Annotated in this window: 19 protein-coding genes and 2 pseudogenes; 12 read left to right on the forward strand and 9 right to left on the reverse strand. The window is 46.4% G+C overall.

Going from position 1 to position 25,602, the window contains the following annotated elements; translation table 11 throughout:
* The 4 genes and pseudogenes from ACRJJO_RS11080 to ACRJJO_RS11095 all read left to right on the forward strand — a co-directional run.
* Positions 1 to 221: efflux RND transporter permease subunit (locus ACRJJO_RS11080; protein WP_431065810.1), on the forward strand; the 221-nt coding region annotated here is incomplete at its 5' end.
* Between the two features lie 145 nt (positions 222 to 366).
* Positions 367 to 546, forward strand: a pseudogene (locus ACRJJO_RS11085) (mercuric transporter MerT family protein); the annotation flags it as partial.
* A 105-nt stretch (positions 547 to 651) separates the two neighbouring features.
* On the forward strand, positions 652 to 1,260 hold the full coding sequence (locus ACRJJO_RS11090; protein ID WP_431065811.1) for a cation transporter: 609 nt from the start codon (positions 652 to 654) through the stop codon (positions 1,258 to 1,260).
* 64 nt (positions 1,261 to 1,324) lie between these two features.
* Positions 1,325 to 1,717 (forward strand): efflux RND transporter permease subunit, encoded by a 393-nt coding sequence (locus ACRJJO_RS11095; RefSeq protein WP_431065812.1) that lies wholly within the window; start codon positions 1,325 to 1,327, stop codon positions 1,715 to 1,717.
* Positions 1,718 to 2,270: 553 nt separating this feature from the next.
* On the opposite strand, the gene ACRJJO_RS11100 is transcribed toward ACRJJO_RS11095, so the two are convergent.
* Positions 2,271 to 3,167, reverse strand: coding sequence for a dihydrodipicolinate synthase family protein (locus ACRJJO_RS11100; RefSeq protein WP_431065813.1), 897 nt, complete (start codon positions 3,165 to 3,167; stop codon positions 2,271 to 2,273).
* 27 nt (positions 3,168 to 3,194) lie between these two features.
* Here ACRJJO_RS11100 and ACRJJO_RS11105 point away from each other — a divergent pair, with 27 nt between their 5' ends.
* The 5 genes and pseudogenes from ACRJJO_RS11105 (at position 3,195) to ACRJJO_RS11125 (ending at position 5,547) form a co-directional block, all read left to right on the forward strand.
* On the forward strand, positions 3,195 to 3,521 hold the full coding sequence (locus ACRJJO_RS11105; protein WP_431065814.1) for a DUF1840 domain-containing protein: 327 nt from the start codon (positions 3,195 to 3,197) through the stop codon (positions 3,519 to 3,521).
* 300 nt (positions 3,522 to 3,821) lie between these two features.
* Positions 3,822 to 4,043, forward strand: a complete 222-nt coding sequence (locus ACRJJO_RS11110; RefSeq protein ID WP_431065815.1) for a hypothetical protein — start codon at positions 3,822 to 3,824, stop codon at positions 4,041 to 4,043.
* A 537-nt stretch (positions 4,044 to 4,580) separates the two neighbouring features.
* Positions 4,581 to 4,841 (forward strand): annotated as a pseudogene (locus ACRJJO_RS11115) (transposase); the annotation flags it as partial.
* Between the two features lie 27 nt (positions 4,842 to 4,868).
* Positions 4,869 to 5,234 (forward strand): hypothetical protein, encoded by a 366-nt coding sequence (locus ACRJJO_RS11120; RefSeq protein ID WP_431065816.1) that lies wholly within the window; start codon positions 4,869 to 4,871, stop codon positions 5,232 to 5,234.
* A 58-nt stretch (positions 5,235 to 5,292) separates the two neighbouring features.
* Positions 5,293 to 5,547 (forward strand): Druantia anti-phage system protein DruA, encoded by a 255-nt coding sequence (locus ACRJJO_RS11125; protein ID WP_431065817.1) that lies wholly within the window; start codon positions 5,293 to 5,295, stop codon positions 5,545 to 5,547.
* A gap of 245 nt (positions 5,548 to 5,792) precedes the next feature.
* Here ACRJJO_RS11125 and ACRJJO_RS11130 read toward each other — a convergent pair whose 3' ends face one another.
* Together ACRJJO_RS11130 and ACRJJO_RS11135 are read right to left on the reverse strand one after the other, a co-directional pair.
* Positions 5,793 to 6,521: a hypothetical protein gene (locus ACRJJO_RS11130; RefSeq protein ID WP_431065818.1), complete on the reverse strand. Its 729-nt coding sequence runs from the start codon at positions 6,519 to 6,521 to the stop codon at positions 5,793 to 5,795.
* Positions 6,518 to 7,399 carry a hypothetical protein gene (locus ACRJJO_RS11135; protein WP_431065819.1) on the reverse strand — a complete coding sequence of 294 codons (882 nt, stop codon included), beginning with the start codon at positions 7,397 to 7,399 and terminating at the stop codon, positions 6,518 to 6,520. Before ACRJJO_RS11135 ends, ACRJJO_RS11130 begins: the two co-directional genes overlap by 4 nt.
* A 1,021-nt stretch (positions 7,400 to 8,420) precedes the next feature.
* Here ACRJJO_RS11135 and xrtD point away from each other — a divergent pair.
* From xrtD to ACRJJO_RS11150, 3 genes are all read left to right on the forward strand, one after another.
* The gene (gene xrtD, locus ACRJJO_RS11140; protein WP_431065820.1) at positions 8,421 to 10,052 is read left to right on the forward strand and encodes a VPLPA-CTERM-specific exosortase XrtD; all 1,632 of its coding nucleotides are present in this window, start codon (positions 8,421 to 8,423) and stop codon (positions 10,050 to 10,052) included.
* An 832-nt stretch (positions 10,053 to 10,884) separates the two neighbouring features.
* Positions 10,885 to 14,319 (forward strand): tetratricopeptide repeat protein, encoded by a 3,435-nt coding sequence (locus ACRJJO_RS11145; protein ID WP_431065821.1) that lies wholly within the window; start codon positions 10,885 to 10,887, stop codon positions 14,317 to 14,319.
* 898 nt (positions 14,320 to 15,217) lie between these two features.
* Positions 15,218 to 16,267, forward strand: coding sequence for a hypothetical protein (locus ACRJJO_RS11150; protein ID WP_431065822.1), 1,050 nt, complete (start codon positions 15,218 to 15,220; stop codon positions 16,265 to 16,267).
* Between the two features lie 1,121 nt (positions 16,268 to 17,388).
* On the opposite strand, the gene ACRJJO_RS11155 is transcribed toward ACRJJO_RS11150, so the two are convergent.
* The 6 genes from ACRJJO_RS11155 to ACRJJO_RS11180 all read right to left on the reverse strand — a co-directional run bounded on the left by ACRJJO_RS11155 (position 17,389) and on the right by ACRJJO_RS11180 (position 25,593).
* Positions 17,389 to 18,570, reverse strand: coding sequence for a glycosyltransferase family 2 protein (locus tag ACRJJO_RS11155; protein WP_431065823.1), 1,182 nt, complete (start codon positions 18,568 to 18,570; stop codon positions 17,389 to 17,391).
* A 382-nt stretch (positions 18,571 to 18,952) separates the two neighbouring features.
* Complete coding sequence (locus ACRJJO_RS11160) at positions 18,953 to 20,167, reverse strand: glycosyltransferase family 4 protein (RefSeq protein ID WP_431065824.1); 1,215 nt, start codon at positions 20,165 to 20,167, stop codon at positions 18,953 to 18,955.
* A gap of 33 nt (positions 20,168 to 20,200) precedes the next feature.
* Entirely contained in the window at positions 20,201 to 22,324 is a 2,124-nt protein-coding gene (locus tag ACRJJO_RS11165) for an NAD-dependent epimerase/dehydratase family protein (protein ID WP_431065825.1), read from the reverse strand.
* A gap of 125 nt (positions 22,325 to 22,449) precedes the next feature.
* Positions 22,450 to 23,439 (reverse strand): glycosyltransferase, encoded by a 990-nt coding sequence (locus ACRJJO_RS11170; protein ID WP_431065826.1) that lies wholly within the window; start codon positions 23,437 to 23,439, stop codon positions 22,450 to 22,452.
* Between the two features lie 3 nt (positions 23,440 to 23,442).
* Positions 23,443 to 24,579: an acyltransferase family protein gene (locus tag ACRJJO_RS11175; protein ID WP_431065827.1), complete on the reverse strand. Its 1,137-nt coding sequence runs from the start codon at positions 24,577 to 24,579 to the stop codon at positions 23,443 to 23,445.
* A 12-nt stretch (positions 24,580 to 24,591) separates the two neighbouring features.
* Positions 24,592 to 25,593, reverse strand: a complete 1,002-nt coding sequence (locus ACRJJO_RS11180) for a glycosyltransferase (RefSeq protein WP_431065828.1) — start codon at positions 25,591 to 25,593, stop codon at positions 24,592 to 24,594.
* Positions 25,594 to 25,602: the final 9 nt, after the last annotated feature.

Genomic DNA, 25,602 nt, shown 5'->3' on the forward strand with positions numbered 1-25,602 from the left:
CGATCGTTGAAGGCGCTGCCCGCCGCATTCGCCCGAAACTGATGACGGGTATCACGACTCTGATCGGCCTGACGCCCATCTTATGGCAGACTGGAACAGGAGCCGACGTGATGAAACGCATCGCTGCACCGATGGTGGGCGGGATTGTTTCAACATTGATCGTCGCATTGATCGTTTTTCCGGCGATTTATTCCTATTGGAAGGGGTGGGAATTAAGATAAGATGAAGTGATTATCAATCGTCCATCGCCGATTTTATTCAAAGACCTCAATCGAACCTTTTATTTTGAGTTTTTGATAGACCTCGAAAAGAAATTCAGTCGTTGACAAAAGGAGGAGGCGATGGATTTGGCAGTGATTTCGACTAATAGGCGATTCGGCATGCTGTATAGGTCCGCTTTTGCTGGTCTCTTTGGGTATTGGCGGTGCCTGGATGAGCACGCTGATGTCATTGGAATCGATTCGCCCTTTCTTTGTCACCCTGACATTGGCTTTTATCATCCTAGGTTTTCATCGACTCTATCTGATCCCTTATCTCTGTAATGAGAGCAACGTTTGGAAAATACGTAAAATTATATAATGCCCCCGTAAGTAATAAAGGTCGTTTTACCGAGAGTTCAAACCTATCTGTTAAATTATTAGCGAGAAATCCATGGCCGGTTGTTGCGATAATCATTGTTCTTTAGACCGCATGCGCGAACGTCAGCGCGGCACCTTGCAAATCGTCCTTGCCATCAATGCGGCGATGTTCTTCGTCATCGCCGGCGCCGCGGTGTACGGCAAGTCGACATCCCTGTTGGCGGACAGCCTCGACAATCTGGGCGATGCGTTGACCTATGGGCTGAGCCTTTATGCGGTAACGAAGGATACAAACGTCAAAGCCAAGGTTGCCTTGTTCAAAGGGGTGCTGATCGGACTTGCTTCCGTCACGGTCATTGCTCAGATTGTTTACAAGTTATTCGTTCCCGCTCTGCCTATCTTTGAAGTGATGGGGATCTTCAGCCTACTCGGTCTGTTTGCCAACGGCCTGTGTCTTTTCCTGCTTTGGCGACATCGACATGAAGATGTGAATATGAGTTCGGTCTGGGAATGTTCGCGCAACGACATCGCCTCCAACCTGTCCGTTTTTATAGCGGCCGGCGCCGTTTGGCTAACTGACACCGGCTGGCCCGATATCGTGGTGGCGATCGGTTTGGTGTTGCTGCTGATGCGTTCCGCCGTCCGCGTCATTTCTACGGCTCGCAAAGAACTCCGTCAATAGACGGCAATTCACGACTATGAAGCTGTTTCAAGACATCTTTACTATATTAGTAGTATTGTTAAATATGTACTTTGTTGCAGTCTATGTCGGTTTTATCGCGGCCGGCACCGCAGCCGAAACCGGGGTGATGGTATTGAATTTCATCGATATCGAGAGCGCCAAACTGCGCGAGCAAAAACAGGCGCCATTGACATCGCTGGAAATCAAAGAAGCCGTAGAAACGGCCACGGCGCTACGCGTGCGCCCGGTCGAGATCACCGCCTTCACGACGATGTTGAGCCTGATTCCGTTCATGGTGGCGACCGGCGCCGATGTGACCCAGCGCATCGTCGTACCCACGCTAGGCGGCATGTTGACGGTTTTGGTATTGACGCTGCTGGTGTTTCCGGTGCTATACAGCTTGGTATTACAATTCTTGGAATGGCGTGAAAGGAAAAAACTTAATACCCCCTTTTAAAAGGCTATGTATGCGTTAATAGTTGATACCCTATAAATCGCTTAAAAATTCAAAGCCAGCGTGAAATATGCCACTGAATAGCTTTCCTTTGTCAATATCGCGCCGATGATTGAAGGAGGGTTCGGCTGCTCGATTAACAGGTGTCGGCGGCAGGGAAAGCCGCCGCCAAGCCTTCATAGACGTATTTACCCAGCACCTAAATTATCTATGTAATCAATCATGGCCAATAATCTATGGAATTTAGGTGCAGGGTTTACGGCGTCCTTTTAAGCGAGTAACCGTACCCTTTATCATGCACAGTGTATGAGAAAGTCATTATTGACTATTTCCTAAATGCCTTGTTTAGAGGGGGTAAGAGAACCGCTTCAACTGCTAACGCGAACATAGCTTTTTAAAATCTACCCGAAAATCGATAGCGAACGATTTGCGACGCTCATTTTTTTAAAGAGCAATTGCTGACACGATTATTGATTTTGCATACTGTCAGGAGATTCGGTACCCAATAAAGCAGGTTTATCGGGCCGTATCATCGAACGATGCTCAGCTTAACGCTTTAATCTAATAGTCCAAAATCACTTAAACAATTGCAAACGACCCCTCGAATTCGATCTGTTTCTTCAATTGGAACTGGAGTCAACGGTGGGCGTACGTGTAACGGAAAGCGCTCGATTCGAACACTCATGGCCGCCTTGACCAAAGGAATTTCAAAATAACCGCTGTCGTTCCGAAACCGATTCCAAACATCGAGACAACGCTGCATCGATTCCGTCTTACTGACTGATAATCGGTATTCCGTTTGCATCGCGATCAACAATTCTGGCATCGGATTCGCCGCCCCCGTGACAGAACCTGACAAACCTTTTTGCAAGACCTCGAAAACTTTTGCGTCATTGCCCAAAAATACAGCCAATTCGGGAAAATTCGACTGGTATAGCCGGGCATTGTCTATATCGCCGCTCGAATCCTTGATGCCGAATATCGAAAGACCCTGCTCAAGCAGTATAGACACCAGTTCGATTCCGAGATGATTACCGGTATGTTGGGGAAAATGGTATAGCATCGCCGACAAAGGGGCACCGGACAGCGCGTCGATAAAAAAACGCGAGAGCCCTTCGTCCCGGCAGGCGGAATAATAATAAGGCGGCAATAACAGTATGCAGTCCGCGTAGTCTTTCGTTCCGGCGATCAGCTTGCGAACATCGCCGACACAGGTTGCACTGACGTTGTTGATGATAGTCCCTGCGAAATTTTCTCTAACGAATTCGACAACCTGTCGGCGTTCACTTATCGTCATCGACGGGAATTCTCCGGTCGTGCCATTGGCAATAACCGTCCGTACCCCCCAGGAATACAAGGACGATAAATAAGCCTTGAAGGCTTGCCATTCGATTTTTCCGCTTGCATCAAACGGTGTCAATAACGCTACAATAGGGCCATGAAGTTGAATCATAAAATCCAATGAGTTTCAGTAAATCAAATGTTAGTAACATTCAGTTGTGATGTATACCCCAACACCACCTATTTCGGCGATATCGCACAAACATTGCTGAAAATGATGGGAAAACGCGGCAACGTGCCGGGCGCCATTTTGGCGGAAGATGTTCCAATAGCACTGGAGCGATTGCAAAGCTCCCTTGAAAAGCTGAAGGCGGAATCGTCGGTAAAGTCAGACGATGAAACAGACCCCGGGCAAAAGAACTGGAAAGAAAAACCTGTTCCTTTGGCTCACCGGGCATTGCCGCTGATCGAACTACTTACAGCCGCCGCAAAAGGCAATTGCAATGTCATGTGGGACCGGGATTAGTGCCAAGCCAACTTAAAGACATACCGCGTCATTCCGCCTGGCGGTATAGAATTAGTAGCTAATAAAACTCCATACTGAGCTAAGTTTTAAATGCCTTATCATAGTGAATAAGTGCTAGCAACTACAACATTAATAGCGGGCATTATGAACTTAAATTGGTTGTCAGATGGCAGAAAAATACCCGATGAAGTCATATATTTTATACAGGTAATGGCGGTCAATGCCATCTCCGTATACAAAAGGCCAAAGTCCAGAACAGATAGCGAAGACTTATAACGTCCATCACACCTGTATTTATCGTTGGTTATACAATATGATCAAGGCGGCTTTTTGGCATTAGAAAGCAAAATACATCTTGGCTCGGAACCCATCATCATTCAAGCAATTGATGACTGTCTGAAAAAGGTCACTTTGGAAGCAATGCCGACCATATTTGGCTATGGCACCGACCTTTGGAAATACCCGATATTAGTCGAATTAATAGAGCAAGAACACGGGATGACTTTCAGTGAAACATTTTAAGGCATTGTGGCTGACTTTCCAGCGGCCTGAATATCAGGATGAGAAACGAAATGAACAGGAAATCGCGTATTTCTGAATGAGAAATTCCTAAAGATATAGCGGCTTGCCAAAAAATTGGGGCGGACATTGTCTTTGAAGATGAATCTGGCGTGGGGTGACAACCCATACGCATCAAGCTAAGCGCAGCTCCCCGCTGCAAAATCGCTATCGAGCTCCTCCGACGAGACTGAGAAGCTGTCCAAGTACCATACACACTTGTGAGCAATCAATTGCCGAGTCGTGCGCCACTTTCGCTTGGCTTTAAACATCCGACGTAGATCATCTAACAGCTTACGCATCAGCGTGTCGAACTGCCGCGCGACAAAGGCTTTCAAAAACCGATCATGTCGCAACAAACATACGTTCTCGCCCACCAAATTGCATGGGCAATTTTTATAGCTTGATGCGTACTGTGACAACCCGGCATGGTCGCGCCTGGAGCATGCGTGGAACAAAACCGGTGTTAAAAGTCTGCGTGCAACGGTGCGGCTATAATATATATTCTCAGCCTTTAACAGGGAACACTATATTGAGTTTCTCGAGGAACTGGTTATAAACCGTGGACGCCCTTTAATCCTTTTTTTGGATCACGCCACATTACACCACGCCAAACCGAAACCGATTCACCAATATGTCAATGAACATAGGACCCAATTAAGGATTTATTTCCTACCCAAACGCTCACCTGAATTCAATCCGGATGAACAAGTTTGGAATGAAATTAAAAATAACCGTTCGGGGGAAGCGACCGATAAAAATAAATCTGATTTAAAAGAACGGATTACTATGGCATTGGAACCTCTGAAGCACTATACAGAACGTATTTGCTCTTTTTTCAGACTGGAAGTACGCTTCGAATGTAACTTAATTACAGGCTCTATAGCTAGAGAGCGGAGTGCGCCGAGCAACCCGATCCTGGCGCCTGCCAGAGCATTAGCGCCTTTGCACTGGGTTCGGGACGAACAGAAAGCCGGCTCCCGACTGTGGAATGAATTCATCGATTGCTATCATTACCTCAGTCACAAACCGCTACCCGGCGCACAATTGCGCTACCTGATCTACTCGGCGCAGCAGCCGATTGACGCGCTCGGCTTCAGCGCGACCGCTTCATCGGCTGGGATCACGCTCAGCGCTAGCGTCGGCTGCACTTGATTCTCAACAATGCCCGCTTTTGATCTTGCCTTGGGTTCAATCGCGCAATCTCGCGTCCATGATCCTGTGGCAAACCGTCCGGATAATGCCCGACCACTGGCAGTCCGTGTATGGCTATCGACCGGTCCTCTTGGAAACCCTTGTCGAAAATGACCGCTTTCAAGGCACCTGTTACCGCGCCGCTAATTGGCATTATTTAGGACAGACGCAAGGCCGTGGTAAACTCGGACCCGCCGGCAAACAAAATGTTCCTATCAAGGAGTTATGGGTTTTCCCCTTGGACAGGTGCTTCCGGGATCGGCTAACCGATTGATTGACTTGCTTAGGGGTTGGCCGAATATTTACATTTATGAATAAATAAAGCAATGATTTATGAATTTTTTTAGCTCAGACGTCAAACATGGATTAACATTTCTAATGCAAAATCTAGCTGCGTAAAGCAAAAACGCTAAAAAACTTGAAGCATGATAGGCTCCAGTACCCATGGAAGGTAAGCTTCAAACTATCCATACAGCCTGGATTTCTTACAATCCCTGCCGAAATAACATTTTTTCACCTTTAATCAGGAAAGTTATTGCTTCTATGTTTTACGAATTTTACGCCAGGGAAAAAAGAGGCTAACGCTCCAGCCCATAGCCAGAACGAAGGTGTAACAGGTACCGGCGAGACTGATTCGATTGGAATGAGTCCGATAACACCTTTGGCTTGGCCTTGCCAGTCCACATCAAAGCTGCCATTGAAAGTATTAGGGTATGAGCTGCTAATCTCGCTAATCACTAACGATGCCAGGTTATGATCGCTATATAAATATGCTAACGAGCCGCCGATCGAATCCAGGCGCAAATCGAATCGATCGTCGCCGTTAGCGCTATCGAGAAAACCAAATTGAGTTACTTTGGCAGACAACAAGGTGCCGCTATGGTCGACAAGATTATCGCCATCTGTATCCACTGAGCCGATTAAAATCAAGTCAGGCACGCTGGAGCTACTTGATATTAAGTTGCCGCTGTTATCAACCTGAAACTGAATTAAGAGTGACTTAGGTGCGTTATCGACAGCATTTTGAATTTCGATGGAGATAAATGGATCAACGGAAAATAATATGCTCGGCACGGCAGTGACGCTGACGATACCTCTGCTAGCCTCATAGTTGATATTTCCGGAGCCGCTGAAATCGATAGTGGGCAGGAAGGGCGAAAGGCCTATTAACGTTGCGCTTGCCGAATTTGGCGCTAGACCGATGCCGGCTGTTATAGTTAAAAGTGCTATAAGACGTTGTAATGTCATGTCATATTCTCCCTAGCAAGAGTACTGCCTTTTATTTGCTTAACAAAGGGCGCAACTAATGCCAGCGCGCCGGCCCATAACCATAGGGCAGCTGGAACGGGGACAGGGACGAACAAGTCACTGGTAACTGTGGAATGGATATAGTTTGTGCACCCTGTTTGGGTACTGGGGTTGCAAGTGCTTGCCGATAGCTCCGTCAAGAAGGGGGCTAATAAAGCTTGAATACCAAGGCTATTTGCATTAGCGCCAAACACCCAGTCTGTCTGATAAGCGGCAGGGACGTCGCTAGCGCCGAATCCTGCGCTGTTGGAGATCTTTATGCCGCCCATGTAGGCAGCCATGGCATCGGTCAAAACACCATCGGTAAACTGCGCCAAGCTGGCTGGCATGTCTACATAATTGTCGCTGCTCATGGTCCATGTGGCGTCGAAGAAAGTGCCGTTAGTATTCCAACCGAAGGCGTTAATATCGCCTTGCCAGCTGAAGCCAGGAGTGTTACTTGGGTCGTTAAGAATAACCGAGTTACCGAAACCAATGCTCACCTTGTTTGCAACCGGGTTTTCACTGCTGACCCAGTTGCCATTAGTTCGATCGATGGCGATTGTGAACATTAGATTAGGGGCGCTGTCGCCGGGACCGCTATAGGATTGAGTCAGTGTCGAATTACCGCTATCCGGCCCCTCGTTTAGGGTGGAACCGAAAGAAATCAGTTTCAACAAGCCGGTTGTGTTGTCGATGGCGTTATTGTCGTAAATCAGATAGTTCTGGTTCAGAGTGATGTCGGGGTATGTTTGTACTACACCCAACATAGTGGCATTAGCATTACCGGAAATGGCTAGTGCTAAAGTTAAAGTGAGTAGAGGTTTCTTTCCTGTCATAAATGCCGCCCCTCAAATAATGCGGAAAAGTAACGAATTTTCTAGCCTGATTATGGCGGCTATCTAACGAATGCGCTTAATGTCTTTGATTATCATTATAATGACAGCAAGAGTAATGCCAAAAGACAGCATCGGCAAAAATAGTAAACCAAATTGCCGAAAACCAAATTATTTGCGCTAAGAATTAATATGCAACCAATCAAAAGATTGTCGAAATAGCTTTATTGCTGAGCGCTACCTTGTCAGATTTAAATACTACTTTCATGCGCTCGAGAAAAGGAATATCCACTGCGATAGACGGTAAGCCTTATCATTTTTCTGCATCCGGATTGCGGCAATCCGCGGAACGACGGGCATTTGATGCAAGCTGACAAAATAGGGTCAAAAAGACACAAAAGTCGGCATGCTGATTCTATTGGGTTGCTGATGTCAACCCCAAGCCGGGTTTTGGCATTTGCGAGGAGTTTGTCTCGCCAGCAGCAACGTCATGGTTTCAGCGATTACCTTAAACATCGGCTATTTCATCTGAGCTGTGTGTTTTGGGGTGTGTCATATCACTCATAGCGTGGCATTTGCCGTATTTTTTTAAGATGTTGTGCTTTTGGGCTGCATGGCTGTTGGTAATTTTCTGCCTCTTTAATTTTAGCCCCAGGCCATTATGCCCGCAGGGAACTGGGCATCCAGTGCTAGTGCTATGGATGGCCGGTTTTACTCCACCCTTAGAGCAGGGATTCCGACATGCCATGCTGGAATGACGATATTTTGTAGCTCATCGTTCCCGAGCGCCGCGCGGGAATAGAGCCTAAACCACTCCGCGGATCGATACGCCGGAGCGGGCTTAAATTTGGGCGCAGACACGCTAATAACTGGCTAACTGAATTATTAATTGCTTATATGGCATCTGTTTTGCTTAATTGATTTGATGCGGGACTCGCTTGAGCAGCGAACCCTGCGGATTCGCCGAAACCGGTGTTTAATTTAATCAATTGATATTACGATGTCCATTCCAATAAATAATGAAATGAGCCGGACCCCGGATAGCACTGATTTTTCCTCGTTTCCTATTAACCCGACTTCTGTGCGTAACGGCCAAGTGATTTTTTGGCGCTTTGAAACAAATGCATGGTTGCTATTGGTTACGTCATTACTATTGACGATTTGGGCTTATTTCGGCGGATTGGAGAATCTATTCCACCGCTGGGAAATCGAAGAGGAGTACAACCACGGGTATTTTTTGCCTTTGGTCACGTTGACCTTTCTTTGGCAATTGGCGCCGAAACTCTCCAGGCAACCATATCAACCGACCTGGTTTGCTTTGGTAGTTGCCGGACTAGCGTTAGTCATGCTGGTGGTGGGTGAGCTCAGTGCAATCTACCTGTTGATTCATTACTCCTTCATCTTGGTGTTATTTGCCTTATCGTTGGCAATGGTGGGTTGGACCGGTAGCCGCCTGACGTTCGCACCAATTGCCATTTTAGTGTTTGCCATTCCGATACCCTATTTTCTTGAAGCTGCAATTACAGGGAAGTTGCAGCTTTTGTCTTCAAAGCTTGGGGTTGAGTTAATTCGTTTCTGCAAGATTCCAGTATTTCGAGAAGGTAATTTGATCGATCTTGGGGTTTTTAAGTTGGAAGTTATCGAAGCTTGCAGCGGCCTAACTTATTTATATCCTTTACTCGGCTTCGGGGCAATTTGTGCGTATCTTTATCACGTAGAGACCTGGAAACGCGTGGTTATCATACTTTCCACCATTCCTATCGCCATATTGTTGAATAGTTTTCGCATTGGCATGATCGGCTTTCTTGTGAAGTACTTCGGCAGCGAACAGGCGGAAGGCTTTTTACATGATTTCGAAGGCTTCGCTGTGTTTATGGTGTGTGTAGCCATCTTGTTTTTGGAAATGTGGGCACTGACTTTTGTGGGTAACGATCGGAGGCGGTTTGGCGAAGTTTTCGGTCTGACGTTTGAGGCTCAGAAGTCTATTACGCAGGAGCAAATTAGAATTCGTCCGCTGTCCAAGCCGTTAATCGCCTGCACGGGTCTCATTGCGGTAACAGCCATCCTGATGGTGTCTGTAGCGAACCGGTCGGAAATTAAGCCTGAGCGGGCTTTTTTCTCGGAATTTCCAAGGTCGATCGGCGAATGGCAAGGCAAGCCTGATACTTTGGGTGCAGAAGTGTTGCAGACGCTCGACCTTACAGACTACCTTCTGGCCGATTTCAGCCAACCTTCAGGCATGCCGGTTAATTTTTATGTGGCTTATTACGAATCTCAACGCAAGGGGTCGTCGCCGCATTCTCCAACAGTTTGTTTGCCAGGCGGCGGCTGGCAGATCGTTGACATGACCCGGCGCGCGTTTCCAGGCGTTGATAAAAAAGCGCCGTTTGAATTCAATCGTGTGGTGATCAGAAAGGGTAAAAACAGTCAATTAGTGTATTACTGGTTTGAAGAACGGGGCAAAGTGATGGCGGATGAATATCGAGTCAAATGGCATTTATTCCGCGACGCACTGCTGGAAAACCGAACAGACGGTGCCTTGGTGCGAGTGATTACACCTATTGTCGATGGCGAACCAAAAGATGCGGCCGATCAGCGTATTCATGCGTTTTTAACAGGCGCATTGCCTTTGTTGTCCGAGTATGTCCCGAATTAGAGAGCTATGCCTCCCCGACAAGCTATGTTCTGCCTTGGCCAAGGGTTCCATTAAAAATAACTTCCGCAATTTGCCCTATCTCCCGCTGGGAGAGGGGTATGCACAGGGAGTTTATTTTTGACCAAATCCTAACGATCATGATGGTCTGGCAATCGCTCGGGCAAATGAAAATGCGAGGAGTGACAAAGGGTGCGTTCACCCGCCCGGCAGGACGTCGTAAACCCAGCACCTAAATTATCCAAGGTAGTTAACCATAGCCAATAGGCTATGAAATTTAGGTGCTGGGTGAATACGTCCATATAGGCTTGACGGCGGCTTTCCCTGCCGCCAACACCTGCCAATCGAGCAACCGAGTCCTCCATAAAAAGGGGAAGTTATTTACGACCAAATCCTTAGCCTGATGCGTATTAGCCAGCGCCCGCAAGCTATTTCGGAATAATGTAACTAAGAAGCTAACTTGATAAAGTAGAACGTAATTATTCGCATCCCCTGTCGTTCCCTCGCTCCAGAGACTTTGAAAGTATTGTTGAATACATCATATAAAAAAATATTCGCCATAAATAATATAAAGGTAATAAATAAAAAGACTATAAAATCAAAAATTTAATCTTCATATTGCTTCATGCTCTTCATGGTTATTTCGCAATATTGAATACTTTCACAGTCTCTCTAGTGTGGAAACGAAGACTAAGATGCTCTAGCGTCTCGTATCCCTAGAGCGTTATCAGGCATTCCTAGGCCCTGCTTGGGAACGGGAATTGCCGGGGGAGTAAGTATTTACAGTAGAACTCATAACAATTTTTAATCGCTTTAACTAAGAAGGAATCCTATTGTGACTGACAGCTTTAAAGTACTTCCATACGCCCGTTTATCCAAAATGATGGCCGTTTTCCTGGTCCTGGTGATAACGGCCTGTGCGAAAGAAGACCCGCAACAATTTATCCGGGACGGAAAATCCCTGTTCGATAAAGGAGACATAGAAAGTGCGCGGGTACAATTTAAGAATGCATTGCAGATCAATCCAAAATTAGCGGAAGCCTATTACGGCCTTGCTTTGTTGGAGGAAAAAAATCAAGACTGGAAAGCGATGTATGGCGCATTACAGGAAACCGTTTCTATAGACCCTAAACATGCGGATGCGAGGGTAAAGTTGGGGCAATTGCATTTGTTGCAAGGCAAGGTGGATAAAGCCAGAGAACAGGCCGCCGCAGCACTTAAGCTCGACCAGGAAAATGTCGGCGCGTTGATTTTTGAAGCAGCATTAATGTTTCGAGACGGTAAAAATGCCGATGCGTTGGAACAGGTCAATAGGGTATTAGCCAAGGACGGCAATAATGCAGATGCAATTATCTCCAAGAGCACTATTCTATTCACCGAGCAACGCGGTGAAGAGGCTTTGTCGGCCTTACAACAGGGCATTGATGCAATTCCGGATAATATCGGCTTGCGTTTACAAAAAATCCGGTTGCTAACCGAACTTAAACAATTCGATCGGGTGATTGGAGAGTTTGACAAGCTGATAGCGCAAAATCCGAATGATAAGGGACTGCGCAATTCGCAAATCGATATGTTGGCAGCCATCGGCAATACCGAGCAAGCGGAAAAGGCGCTGAAAGACGCTATCGCCAAGCATCCGGATGATGCAGATTTTAAATTGAAACTGGTGAGCTTGCTCGAGCGCCGAGACCCGGAAGAGGCGGAAGCAAAACTAAAGACCTTTGTGGCTGAACGGCCGCAGGACTTGCAATTAAAAATCCGTTTTGTGCGCTTTTATGCCGATCGTGGACGAGCCGAAGACGAATTAGCGGTGTTGAACCAAATTGTGGCGGCGGATGCTGTCGGAAAAGACGGTCTGGCGGCAAAAATTCGGTTGGCCGAGCTTGCATGGGGTAAAAATGACAAAGCGACTGCAGATAAATTAGTTGCAGAGGTGCTGACGGCTGATGCAGGTAATACCAAAGCTTTGTTGATGCGTTCCAGCTTGCGTCTTGATAATAACGATGCGGACGGCGCAATTTCGGACCTGCGTATTGTTTTACGCGATCAACCCAACTCCGACCGAGCCATGACTATGATGGCCCAGGCGTATGTTTTGAAAGGCGAGCCGGAAGTTGCGGAAAGTCACTGGCGTAAAGCGCTCGAAGTCAGTCCGGCCAATACAGCTGCACTGATGTCGTTGACCAATCAACTGTTAAAGCGTGGCGATGTACAGCGTGCCCAGGAGCTGCTTGACAAAGCCATGAAGGCTGCGCCGGCCGATCCTGCAGTTCTCGAACTTGTAACACAAGTAAAAGCCGGCCAAAAAGATTGGTCAGGCGCCAATGCCGCGTTAGCGGACTTGAAGAAACTGCCTCAAGGCCAGTTTGCCGCCGAATTGTGGAGTGGCCTGCTGTCAGCACAGCGTGGAGAATACGATACGGCTATCGGTCATTATAAAGCCGTGTTGGCTAAACAACCCAATTTCGCCAGAGCATGGAGCGCTTTAGCCAATGCCTATCAAGCTAACGGCAAAACAAAGGAATTAGCGGGATTTTTAAAAGGTTTTATAGAAAACAATCCGAATAGCATGCAGGCCTATTCACTATTGGCGTCGGTGTATGCCGAACAGAAGCAATACGACGATGCGGAAAAAATCTTGCGACTGGCGGTACAGAAAGCTCCGGAAGAACTCGATTTCAAGTTGCGTTTAGTCAATTTGGTAGAGCGTCGTAATCAGGCCGAGGCGGAAGCCATGCTGAAACAATACGTCCAAGAAAGACCGCAAGATTTACAACTGAAATTACGGCTGGCGGCTTATCTTACCGCGCACCAAAAAGCTGAAGATGCAGAGGATGTGCTGAAAGAAATCGTAACTACGGATACAAGCGGAACAGTCGGACAAACGGCGCGGCTTCAATTGGCCCAAAGCGCTTTGCGTCGCGGAGATATCGCAACGACTGCCGTATTCATTGAAGAGGTATTGAAGGTCAATGCAGACAATGCTGAAGCCTTATTATTACGGGCCGGCATGCGCATGGATGAAAAAGATGTCGATGGTGCGATAGCCGATCTGCAACATATCTTGAAACTGCGTCCCGATGCCGACTCCGCCATGCTTATGTTGGCACAGGCTTATCTGCAAAAAGGCGATTCGGCGTCCGCCGAATCGCAGTGGAAAAAAATGCTGAAAATGTCTCCAGGTAATTTTCAGGCTTTGGCGCCACTAGTCGGGCAAATGCGACAACGCGGCGAAGAAGGGCTTGCGCAAACGCTAGTCGAAAAAGCCTTCAAAGCCAATCCCGCCAACCCGCAAATCGCCGAGTTGCTGGTGCAACTTAAGGTGGCGAAAAAAGATTGGGTCGGCGCTCAGATTGTAGTGGAAGAGCTCAAAAAACAACCGCAAGCCGGTGTCAGCGGTGATATGTTAAGCGGCATGCTGGCCGCCGCACAAGGGCGCCATGCTGATGCGATTAATGCGTATAAAGAGGTTTTGGTCAAGCAGCCGAATGTCGACCAAGCTATTTCCGGCTTAGTGAACGCATATCAAGCCACTGAAAAGCGTGATGAAGCGATCGCTTATTTGAAGGCTTTTATCCAAAAAAAACCCGCGAGCATCACTGCATATAATGCTCTGGGTTTACTCTACACAGTAGAAAAGAAATGGGGTGAGGCCGACAAAATATTACATGAAGCATTAAAGCGTATGCCAAAATCCATATCGACCTACAGAATACTAGCCGGTACACTAAATTCTCAGGGAAAATCAGCCGAAGTCGAAGCGCTGTATCTTAAAGCATTAAAAGAAATGCCGGATGTGCCGGAGCTGCAGATGGAATTAGCCAAACATTACGAGCAAAACCAAAAAAACCCGGAAGCCATTGCGATATACCAGGAGTTGATTCTGAAATATCCCGGTAATGACGAAGTCGTAAATAATTTGGCCGATTTGCTCGTCAGTTCCAGTGACGATCCGGCCGGAATTAACCAAGCCGTCGCTTTGGTTGAGCGCTTTAAGGACGTTTCCAACCCGTATTTTCTGGATACCTACGGCTGGGTCATGTTTAAATCCGGACAAGTCGAACCCGCACTAAAGGCATTAAAGAAAGCCGCCGAAAATGCGCCCAATCTTGCCCCGATACGCTACCACTTGGCCGAAGCCTACCTTAAGTATAACGACACACAGTCCGCATTGCCCGAGCTGAAAAGGGCTATCGAGTTGGCGGAGCAGCAAAGGGAATTTAGAGGTATTGAACAAGCCAGGAAGCTTTTGAAACAATTGGGTGGCTAAACCAGTAGTCAGGATAAAGTTTACGGAATCCGAGGTTGCCAGCGCGATCATTTCGGATTCCTCAAGAATATGCACAAAAGAAATCCTGATTAGTAAGCTGTTTCAGCTAATTCAGAGATGCGTCCCGTAAGTCGTCATTTCAGCTGGAATTGCCGAAATCCAGACTGCATGGATAGCTAGAAGCTTTCCATCAGTGACGCTGAATGCCAGCATCCCTGCGAGCATGACAGACTTTTTTACGGTTAAAGTGCCTGAACCGTGAACCGAAGAGAGTGCGGTTACTCAGCTGACAGGCACTTTGTTTACTTCAATTACGCAGGTAGAACTTTTTTACGACGATTTGCGCGGAACTAGCTCATTAACGCACCAGCGAACAACCAAGCAGCCGCCGGGACGAGCACTGGTGCAGTTTCAATTGCCAATGAGTAGTTTTGATTCCATCAGCTAGCGTCGGCACCGCAGAGGTAAATGGGGTCTAAAAAGGGGTTACGCTTCTGGTCGTCCAACTTTGGCCATAAAAAATTATGCCGAACTATGGGTGTTAAAGATAATTTGCAAAAGATCGGGGTCAGACATGCGTATAGATACAATTTGTTTAAGTTTGGTTAACAATGTCAAGTCGCTGTAATGCTCTTTATTGTTTTGGCAAATAATTTAGTGTGAGCTAATCTCTAGCGAATGGCACAATGGATCTGATAGCAAAAGGAACCGTGGTTGTCAAATGAAAGGCTTAATTCCATATTGCTCCTATGGGTTGCAATCCCCGTCCAGATCAGGATTTTTCAAATAAATCCCCCGCGATCCCACTTTGATAAAGTGGGAAATTTATATTGGCGGAACTTTAATCGCCAATCGCCCCGAGTTTGAAACCAAAATGACACCGGCCAGGACCAAAGATATGAATCCAATTGAAACCATTGATGGAGTTTATCGCGCCGCCGCTCATCCAGTCCTACGATTGGGCCATTTGTGTACTGACTTACAACACTGGTATCAAGCCTACCCCGCCAATCATTATTTGCAGCCTTGTGTCATCGAAGGCAATGCTACACTCGTTTGTCAAAAGCGATTAAGTATCGTAGCTCCCCTTGCCTACCGAACCTTAAAAGCCATTTGCGATAAGTACGGTATTTTCCTTAAAGAAGATGCTCGCTCACAAACAGCATCTCAGGATTTTTTACAAAGCCGCCGAAACGCGGCCGTGGTATTGACGTTCTGCTTGAACATGGTTTTTAGTGTAGAAGCGGCAAACCGTTCCGAAGCCCCTGGTTTATCGACCGCTTCGAGGTTCGAAACCCAAAAACAAGCCGTTTCATTAGTGATAAAAAATCAAACGCTGCAAGAAGCCGCCCGCAGCATAGCTCTTCGAACCGGCATGTCTTTTAAATTCAATGCTGCGGTCGAAAAGGATATGATCGACACGAAACTGTTTGCATCTGATTGGAATAGAGCGCTTAGCCAATTTTTACAGGACTACAACTACGCCACTATTCAGGAAAACGGCATCATCAAAACGGTCTTCATTACCGGCTATAAAGGCTCTTTTAAACCGGCATCGGATACCGATTTCGGTTCCGGAAACGACCAAGTATTTCCTATCGATTCCTATAATGATTATCCCGGCAGTGTTTTCATGGATCGCGTGACCATCGATATCGATATACCCACCGATCTTCTGACCGACCTTCCGGAAGGAGGCGAGATATTGATTGATTTACCGGTCGGAGGATATATTGTCAAACAGGAAAGCCAGATAACATTAGAAGACGGCACACAGAGTTGGGTGGGCACGATGGACGATCAAGAAGGCTTCTGCCGGCTGTATTTGACAAAAACGCAAACCGGCGAAGTTGTGGGAAATGTTTTTTCTCCATTCGGCGTCTATAACATCGAAACCATTGACGACGGGATAGTTATGGTCGAGATTGAGCAAATCGGTATGCGATAGAGGTATTTTCTCCGGCCGGTCTAAAAGGGGTCAGGTTATTTTTCTTGTCATCTAACATTAACCATAAAAATTATCCCTGCCTCTTATTCAGGTGCGAAGCATACATTCAATTATGTGTTTTATAGAGTCCTGACGATTGTCTTGGCGCCGTCCGGCGCAAGGCCGATGTCGCACATCGCGCAGTTTTTAACCGTTTGGCATGGTATGCGGTTTCACGATTAAAGCGTTGACCTTGGGTGCTGGAAGTTCGAAATTTATAGCCGGAGTCGATTCTTGCCGTTGGTACAATCAAGAATAAGAATATTATCGGCGAAAAATTTGCTTACCATAAGGCCGACCGTATCGTACTGGCCATCAATGCGTTCAAGTTGCGTATTTCGGCGTTAAAGATAAATTTTGTAGGGTGAGCATCTCACACCGGGCTTGAGACGCGGTTGATTGGTTGCAATGCCTTTGAAAAGGTACGCGACTCTGCTGTTGTGCTTAGCCATAATCATTCGATGGCTTTTTTGGGTGGTATTCGGCCTTTTCGTCCTCCCTTCTCCTATTGTTAGGTGAGGGGATCTGGGGATCGCTCCCACAGTGACTTCGCTGCCGTTTACCGTTTATGGAGGGTGTGTTGATCTTGTCCTAATAAATTCCCTTCAATAATCTATTTTCATTAGTTGATATCAGTGCAAGTTTGGTGTTGTTGAAAAAGCTGGATTTGTTTTTAACGGTAATTCCGTCTAATGCTCACAGTCACGAATTTTTCTGCCGGTGAAAAACGTCGCAACGAACGCCTCTAGACTAACTATAATGGACCCCATATACAGGCATACATAAAGCACTAGTAAACAGACTAAAAAATAAAAATACAGATGTACATACTATCTCCCAGAAAAGTAATTTTTATGGGCCATGTAGACTACATAACGATTGTTGAAAAAACCGTCAAAGTCAAACACACGCTCAATATAGCAACTTAACAATTCATTGCGAAAACATCTCGACGATGAGCGTTATATTGCCCTCTCGCTCCTATTCAAAGCATGCTAATTTTGACAAACCGCTTCGATCAGCGCTTATCAAAAAAACACCATTATCACGAAAACGAAAAGCGGCAACGTCAGCATATAACGTTATCGTCTTTCTGTTTTTACCCAATCCTGCTGCCTTTTAACTATGAATGCCAAATAAAGCGGAATTTTGCGCAGCATGTAAAAAGGTGCTGCGCACAAGGTTTTAAATGCCAAAATCTTACGCCCAAACCGATACCAAGCCAATAACGCTGCCACTGCAAAAATAGCAGTTATAACCCCAACAATGGAAAGCGTCAGCGTTGTGCCGTACACAAGAGTCAACACGCCTGCAAAACCAAACAAAATCAACAACATCAAACCCAACACACTCAATGGCGGTACCGACAAATCCAGAGCCATGGCCAGCAAGCTTGCGTCTCGTCGTTGTATAGCTGCTTTTAATAACCTCGGGGTTTCTGCAAAAATCGTTGCCAGATGCCCGTGTTCCCAGCGCGTGCGTTGCGTGGCAGTTACTTGCGCAGATGTAGGAAACTCGCTCGTCACCAAGGCATCCGGGCAAAAAATCGGCGCAAATCCCTTTAGGGCTAGATCAATGCCTAATTTCATATCCTCGACCATGTTACCGTGGGCAAGATTAACATCACTCAACACATTCAATGGAAAAGCCATACCGGTACCCATCAACTGGCAAGACAAACCCAAACGCTTAAAGCCCAAAGGCCTGACCTGATTTTTAACCACCCAAGCAAACTCGGCAATTGCCTGGGTGACGGATTTAATTGCAGGCGCTTGCATCAGGTAGAGCGCTTGGATGGGTCTGTTTTCCGAAGAAGCTCTTCGTGCCAAGGTATCGATACAATCGGAAGACACTTGGCAATCGGCATCGATAATAATAACCACCTCCGGTGGATTTTGCTTAGCCAGACATTGCAAACCAAAATCCAGCGCATAGCCTTTGCCTCTTAGGTTTTCATTCCGACGTTCAATAACATAGGCTCCGCACTCTTTAGCTATTGCTGAAGTCTCATCCGTGCAATTATCCGCAACAACCAAGAGCCTGTCGTTTGCAACAAGCTGAGGCAGAATCGAGCCCAAGGTTTCGCCAATGATCGCAGCTTCATTATGTGCCGGCATCAGCACAGCAATGCTCGGCCTGCGGCCGTAACGGCCTATCTCGGTATCGCCGACGCCAGCTGCCAGCAAAATTTGCATAGTAAATACCAGCGTCGGAATCGCTGCCAGGCCGGCAAAGGTAATCAATAATATTTCAGGAATGTCCATATTAATTTATCGAAGCAAAAATGATCAAAAAATAGCAATTTGAATGTGTTGTAGACCGTTCGTGCTGAGCCAAGTCGAATCATGAAGGGTCTACAACACTTTCACCGGCCTGGTTAAGCCTCAAACTACCGTTCGCCCTGAGCCTGTTGAAGGGTGAAGGGTGAAGGGTATTTTGAGGCTCTCAACTGCTCTTTTTAGGTTTATCATGTGTCGTACCTTATTGAAGAACTTTATCACTCCGAGTGCGACCAGGCATATTGAAACTCAGCGCTGTAAAATTTACTCATTGCTGTTGCTGGCGCAATTATATCCCAAAGACCTTGAAGTCTTCTTTTAGGCCGAAATGGCAATAGACTCCATAAGCTTTCGAAAAAGCTGTCGTTTAAATTAAATCAGCAAACAACTCACTCAACTTCCCGGCTTCCGTGACAATGGCATGCCGTTCCAACACTCTTTGACGGCCTTGTTTTCCCATTTCAGCCAAGGTTTCGGGTGAAGCCTGCAAAGCCTCACGCATGGCGGCAACCAAATCTTCGACGGAACCTGCAGGAACAAGCCAGCCGTTTTCACCGTTTATAATTAACTCCGGAATACCGGCAACATAAGTACTAATGACCGGACGCCCCAAAGCGAACGCTTCCATAATCACCACCGGCAAACCTTCTGCAAAGCTCGGCAGCACAAAGGCTCTCGAATTGACTATTTGTTGCCGCACTTGCTCGCCGCTCAAGGAGCCGGTCAATTCAACATAAGCGGCCAAATCATGCTTGGCAATAAACTGTTCAATCTCTTCGCGCATAGGCCCATCACCAACTAGCACCAGCTTCAAGGAAACACCTTCAGTAATCAATCGTGCAGTTGCTTGCAACAATAATAACTGACCCTTTTGTTCGCTTAGTCGTCCTACACAAACTAGCCTGGGTTCCACCGGAACAGGACTGAACTGGTGTCGCAAAAAACCATCATCCAAACCGCAATGCACAATTTTTATCTTTTGCCAGTCGGAAAAATCTGCCCAGCGACTCAATTGTGAGCGACCATAAGAGGAAATCGCCACCACAAAACAGGACTGCTTGATTTTTTCGTGCAAACCTAATGATTCCGGCTTATCGAATTCCTCCGGCCCATGTACCGTAAAACTATAACCAGGCCCGCCCAAACGCTTGGCAAACATCGCAATGGTCGTGGAATTGGTACCAAAATGTGCATGGATATGCCCGATACCCTGTTTGCTTGCCCAATCGCTCAATACACAAGCCTCAAAAAAACAAATCAGGGTTTTTAGCAAATTTTTCTGATGGTGCGCGTTAAAACGAAACGCAAAAATCAAAGTCCTAAAGAAGCTTACGGCATTGCCTGACAACTGCCGAATAATGATAGAGCTGAACTCAAGCGCTGAAGTATTGACGATAAATTTTGTTATCTCAGCTTCTGCATGATCCGCCGCATCGACAACGCCACCTTTTGAGGGACGAATGGCAAAACGGTTCACCTGCCAACCGAGGCTTTCAAGTGCCAAAATTTCGCGACGAATAAAGGAATGGCTGACAGCCGGATATTGGTTGATGAAATAGCCGATATGTTGGGAAGTAGTCATGAATACAGTTTGCTTATTAATTTTCGAATATTTCTACTGCATAAACGCTTGCACGGCGTCGACAATGCCGCGCTGAACCATGAGTTCCCGATCACCCACCGGTTTCCAGCCTAACACTGTCATAGTTTTACTACTGTCGTAACACGCACGGTGACTACGCGAATCCCAATCCCGATAACTCGAATTTCGGGCATTCGGATGCTTGATCAGTTGTTTGGCAAACTCCTTGATTGCATCGCTTAGATAAAGCTTCCAGATTGGGGTAGGTTCCGCGCGTAATTTTGTACCTAGTTCTTTGGAGACAATATCCACATAATCCTGTGCGCTCAGAATGGGCTGGTCTGTTAGCAAAAAGATCTGCCCTTCGATAGCGGGTGCGTCTAATGCAATAGCCAAGGCTTCGGCTACGTCTTCTACCAGTACCAAGGGTAATTTGTTTTTGCCGTCGCCCCACAACTGTACACGGGTTTCAGATTCAAACATGCCCACACCCCAGTGGGCAGGTGGGCAACCCTTACCGATGACGATGCCGGGGCGAAAAATGACTAAAGGCAATTTCTGGCTTTTATGTAAATCCGTCAAAAGGGCTTCGCAGGCTGCCTTTGAACGCGCATATAGGTTACGCCGTTCGATGTTTGGATCGAGCGGCGTATCGCCAGTGATGACTTCGTTCGCATCGGCGGAATAATAGGAATCAATGGTACCGGTATAAATGAAGCGTTTTACGCCGTACGCCAACGCTCTTTCCGCAATATTTTTAGTAACCAATACATCCTGGGTGTAATAGTCCTGCCAATTTTTGCCATCAGTCTTTGCCAAGTGATAGACCACATCAATCCCTTCCAAGGCGCTATCCAGAAATGAGGCATCAGCCGGGTTACCTTGCGCCAGCTCCACTGGTAAACCCGCCAGAGCAATTTGAGCTGCGTTCTTACTGCGGGTGACTACTCTGACACCCAGACCTTTCTTAACCAGAGCCTGAACCAGATATTTACCGATAAATCCGGTACCGCCAATAACCAACACAGTCGGCTTTTGTAAAGGTGGTAACAAGGTCCAAGGCTGATCGCTCGCTATGGGTGCTTCGAAATTTGCTTGATGGATAATCCGCTCACAGGCTTGAATAACTTGTAAACCAAACCGGCCATCCAGCCTGGAATCAACTTCTCCGGCCAGCCCGCTATAAAAGGTTGTCACGCTACGATGGATAGTCTCGAAATAAGGATCGGCCGAGGGCTTTTTTTTTAACTTACCGCTTATGGCGCGCACGAAATTGATAACACCGGTTTTGGCGTATTGAAAAGCAAGACTTTCCGTCGTCAACAAGTTGTCAAAATGTACGCCTGCGCCACTGGGTTCGTCCCGACAATAAATATCACGATCGAAATCACATTTTGCGGTGGCTGCGTGCCCCCGTACAGTAATGGAACGGTCGGTAAAGCCGGGTAACACTGACAGATTCAAATCTATCCCGGTATCGATGCAGCGGCCATGCACATGCCAACGGCGATAAGTTCTGGCGCCTCCCGGCAAGTCGATGGGCTTAAAAATATCGGTAGCCACATAATCCAACGGGCCCACCAGATCCAACAAAAATGCCACCAGATGAGGTCCCAATTCCAGAAACAAATTTTGTGGTTCGCGTAATATCCAGTTGTCGAAAGGTCCAAATTTGATCAGGCCAAAAGCGTATAACCAGTTTATGGTGACTTGATCGAGCTTCCCCAGCGTGCCGTCTCTGGCCTGCAGTCGCATTTTTTCATAGGAAGGTAAAAACAAAAAATTATGATTCACTCCCAATTTGACTTGCTTGAGATCGGCCTGCTCTACCAACTGCTGACATTCATCGGCGTTGATACCCATCGGTTTTTCCAGGAAGACATGACGTCCGGATTCCAGAATCTGCCGGGCCGTTGCAAAGTGCGCATCCGGCGGCAGTAACACATGCACAACTTCTACATCAGACTCCAGTAAGGCTTGTAACGAAGAAAATACTTGAGGTATGGCAAAAGTTTTAGCGGCTTTTTCCGCCCTGGCGATAGACAAATCGCAAATGGCACACAATTCCACGTTGTCATTAGCTTTTAAAGCCTTCGCATGTGCCTCTGAGATATAACCCGCACCCAGCAGGCCTACTTTCCATTTTTTATTAATCATTGTGCAATGTAAGTCAATCAAAATAAATTTATGTGTCAGTCGAACAAACGCAGTTCATTCTCCCATCTGGAGAAGGTTACGAGGGGCATGTAAAACAAATGCTTGTTAGCATCTACCCCCCTGATTTATTTATATTCAATAATTTCATAACGAGCCCGCATTCTATTGATATAAAACTTTAGCAAACCAATGCCTTCAGCAAACTTCCCCAAGATAATAAAAAACGCATACAGCAAAGCATCCTGCCGACTATCATCGCGCCCCATCCGATAACGATAAACCCGCGCACCAAGAACAGGATAACCTGCGAGAAGCAGCAAACTCCATCCGCTTGTCGGTACTAAAGCAAGCAGAATCAATGCGGGTACCCCTATACCCCAAAACCAGGCGCTCCTTCGTTCCCGCACACAATCCATAACCGACGACTGCCCATTGAGAAAAGCCCTTTGACCTATGGCATGCCCTCCTCTGACTGCGCGTTTCCACCATTGGGAAAAATGCAGCATGTTGGCGTCGTGCATCCCCATCGGGTGATCGATCTTAATTACCTTAAAACCGGCCAACGCCATGCGCACACCTAATTCCGAATCCTCTCCGGCAATCACGTTAGGATCGAAGCCACCCAGCTTTTTAAATACTTCAGAACGCATCATCGAGATACCCCCCAAAGCGCCGTAATTCGTCATTTCACCGGCAGGCGACTTCCATTCCAACGCGCACAAACGGTTATAAACAGAGGCGGCGGGATTGGATTCCTGCAAATGCCCGACCACCGCCGCGCAATGCGTTTGCACCTTCAAAGTATCGGCCGCTGCGTCCAGCCAGCCGGGCGCCAACGTACAATCGCCATCGATAAATTGAACATATTGGATTTCTGGATGGTTTTTCAGCAGATATGTGAAACCTTCATTGCGTGCGCGGGCAGCCGAAAAAGGCGTGGACAAGTCTAATTCGACAACCGTAACTTGTTTACTGTTAGCCAATTCGACCGAACCGTCCGATGAACCGGAATCGACATACACTATGGCGACTTCGTTTAAAGTATTTATCGATTCCAGACAACGGCGCAAACGCTCGCCTTCATTACGACCGATTACCACGACACCAATATTCATTAATTAATCCTTGTCATTTTTCAAATATTCTTGCGCCGATTTAGGTCCTAGAGAGATTGCATGACTCCAGCGAATGCAAGGCTTTTCAATCAGACAATACGCCAGATAGCTCCCAATCAGACAAAAGGCCAAGGTGATGGCAATACCGATGATATCAGCGGTTATTCCGGAGGGCATCAGCAAGTGAACGACGCGAAAGCTCAAGCCTGTGATCGGGTTATGTAAAAGATAAAGACTGTAAGAAATCAAGGCCAACCACTGTATCCAACGCCAATTTAACCAAGTATTCATAAGGTCGAAGGCGCTGGCACATGACATCACTAACCCAGTCGCAGCGACGGTTAAGGTTAGTTGAGATGCGTTTATTAAGCCGGCAAAAAGCAGAACTAGACAAAACAATACTGCATACAACCTGAAATAACCGCCCATCAACAAACTCCAGCAAACCAGCACTCCAGCTAATAAACTGAACCAAAACTCAAAAAAAGCTCCTGGCCACAGGGGCTTTGAAATCAAACCTAGCGGCCAACATAGCGCAATAACAGCCATCAAGCCCACCACGATAGAACGTGCCTTATGGCCGTCAAAACTTCTGCATGCACTATCGGCGATAAAAAACAGCAATGCGAAGACGATATAAAACTGAACTTCAACACAAAGCGTCCAATAAACAATATTGAAATGTGGAATCGATAGCAGGCCCTGCATATAGAATGCGTGTGCCAAAAACTGTGTTATATCTGGGAATTCATAGGGTAACCCCATTGCTTTTCCTTTTACGAACGCCAATACCAGGGTAACGATAATTGCAAAATAATAAGGCGGCGTCAGGCGAATCATACGTCGCAACAAAAAATTAACCGCGTAGCTGCGATTAACCGTTGCTTGCCGCACGGTATAAGCCATGACAAAACCACTCAGCACAAAAAATACCCCTACTCCTAAATGACCGGCATCGAAAACAGCCGCATAAATAGAATGTGGAATCAAGGATTTGATGTGTTCCAAATGCTTACCTTCCGACATGTGGTAAAGCACCACCCAAAAAGCAGCAAACCCGCGTAAACCGTCAGCGAAAGCTAGTCGATTAGCCGTTTTAAATGATGAAATGGACTTAGACTCAATCAATTGGACACTCATTTAATAACTTTCTTATACAACTGGTTTATGTATCAATCTAAAAAAGGCTTTTCGTTCGGCCTTATGTTTAATCGCAAGAACAATAAACTTCATAAATGGCATTATTTTTTTGAATCCCCTTTGTTTGTCCAAATACCTTTCATATTCAAGAGAAACCATTCCAAAAAACAATTCCTCCCATTGTCTAGAAATAGTCTTAATTGTAAATTCATCTGATCGAGCCAGGCATCTGTTCAGCATGGCTTTATAGAGTTTAGGCTTCTCTATCAGTCTATGAACGGCGTCATAGGCATTTTCAGCAGAGTAAACTTCGATATAATCCAAGTCATCTTTGCGCAGCTGTTGATAGGCTGGATCTGGCCCCATTAGTGCCGGACATCCTGCTTTCCAGGCATTAATCAGTTTGCTAGGTGGTTTGCCGGATATATCAAAGGCGCTAATATCTCGCACTGCCAAAACAAGATCGACATTTGAATAATCGTTCCAATCCGATTCTTTGATTAAAAGTGAGACGCCTATTTTTGCAAGCTGGTCTTTAAAAAATTCGCTCTTAAACTCTGCGGCTAGATAATCAGGGTGCCCTATATAGGCTATATTTTTGATTGTGCTGCTGCGCGCGGAGTTACGCGGAATCAACCCAGGCTGCGGCCAATGAGTGATATAACAATCAAAATTAGAGGCTAAACGCAGCTTGTTTTGCACAACTCGAATATTAGCCAGCGGGGCCAAGGGCGTATCCGCTTGAATTGCAATAATAAAACTACGATATGACCTATCCTTGGTTGCCAACTCCCAATAGTGAATAACGCATATCTGGCCTGGGACAATATCAGACACTAAATAAATATTGGAATAGCCTTTTTGTTTCAGATAAAGAAATGTTTGAAGTATCCAGCAGTCCTCGCCTGTTTTAAATCGCTCTGGATTCGCATTGGGATCTATTTCAGTTAAACCATCGGTAATACCATGGGTTTTGTTTTTATAAACAAAATAAATAGGATATGAGAACCGCATAAATATTCC

This window comes from Methylotuvimicrobium sp., assembly GCF_050611805.1.
Lineage (GTDB): Bacteria > Pseudomonadota > Gammaproteobacteria > Methylococcales > Methylomonadaceae > Methylotuvimicrobium.

Coding starts and splice junctions, on each gene's coding strand:
- ACRJJO_RS11095 (WP_431065812.1), top strand. CDS start 1,325: ATGTACTTTGTTGCAGTCTATGTCGGTTTTATCGCGGCCGGCACCGCA.
- xrtD (WP_431065820.1), top strand. CDS start 8,421: ATGAGCCGGACCCCGGATAGCACTGATTTTTCCTCGTTTCCTATTAAC.
- ACRJJO_RS11160 (WP_431065824.1), bottom strand. CDS start 20,167: ATGACTACTTCCCAACATATCGGCTATTTCATCAACCAATATCCGGCT.
- ACRJJO_RS11165 (WP_431065825.1), bottom strand. CDS start 22,324: ATGATTAATAAAAAATGGAAAGTAGGCCTGCTGGGTGCGGGTTATATC.
- ACRJJO_RS11090 (WP_431065811.1), top strand. CDS start 652: ATGGCCGGTTGTTGCGATAATCATTGTTCTTTAGACCGCATGCGCGAA.
- ACRJJO_RS11135 (WP_431065819.1), bottom strand. CDS start 7,399: ATGACAGGAAAGAAACCTCTACTCACTTTAACTTTAGCACTAGCCATT.
- ACRJJO_RS11180 (WP_431065828.1), bottom strand. CDS start 25,593: ATGCGGTTCTCATATCCTATTTATTTTGTTTATAAAAACAAAACCCAT.
- ACRJJO_RS11100 (WP_431065813.1), bottom strand. CDS start 3,167: ATGATTCAACTTCATGGCCCTATTGTAGCGTTATTGACACCGTTTGAT.
- ACRJJO_RS11150 (WP_431065822.1), top strand. CDS start 15,218: ATGAATCCAATTGAAACCATTGATGGAGTTTATCGCGCCGCCGCTCAT.
- ACRJJO_RS11125 (WP_431065817.1), top strand. CDS start 5,293: ATGATCCTGTGGCAAACCGTCCGGATAATGCCCGACCACTGGCAGTCC.
- ACRJJO_RS11175 (WP_431065827.1), bottom strand. CDS start 24,579: ATGAGTGTCCAATTGATTGAGTCTAAGTCCATTTCATCATTTAAAACG.
- ACRJJO_RS11170 (WP_431065826.1), bottom strand. CDS start 23,439: ATGAATATTGGTGTCGTGGTAATCGGTCGTAATGAAGGCGAGCGTTTG.
- ACRJJO_RS11120 (WP_431065816.1), top strand. CDS start 4,869: ATGGCATTGGAACCTCTGAAGCACTATACAGAACGTATTTGCTCTTTT.
- ACRJJO_RS11105 (WP_431065814.1), top strand. CDS start 3,195: ATGTTAGTAACATTCAGTTGTGATGTATACCCCAACACCACCTATTTC.
- ACRJJO_RS11155 (WP_431065823.1), bottom strand. CDS start 18,570: ATGGACATTCCTGAAATATTATTGATTACCTTTGCCGGCCTGGCAGCG.
- ACRJJO_RS11130 (WP_431065818.1), bottom strand. CDS start 6,521: ATGACATTACAACGTCTTATAGCACTTTTAACTATAACAGCCGGCATC.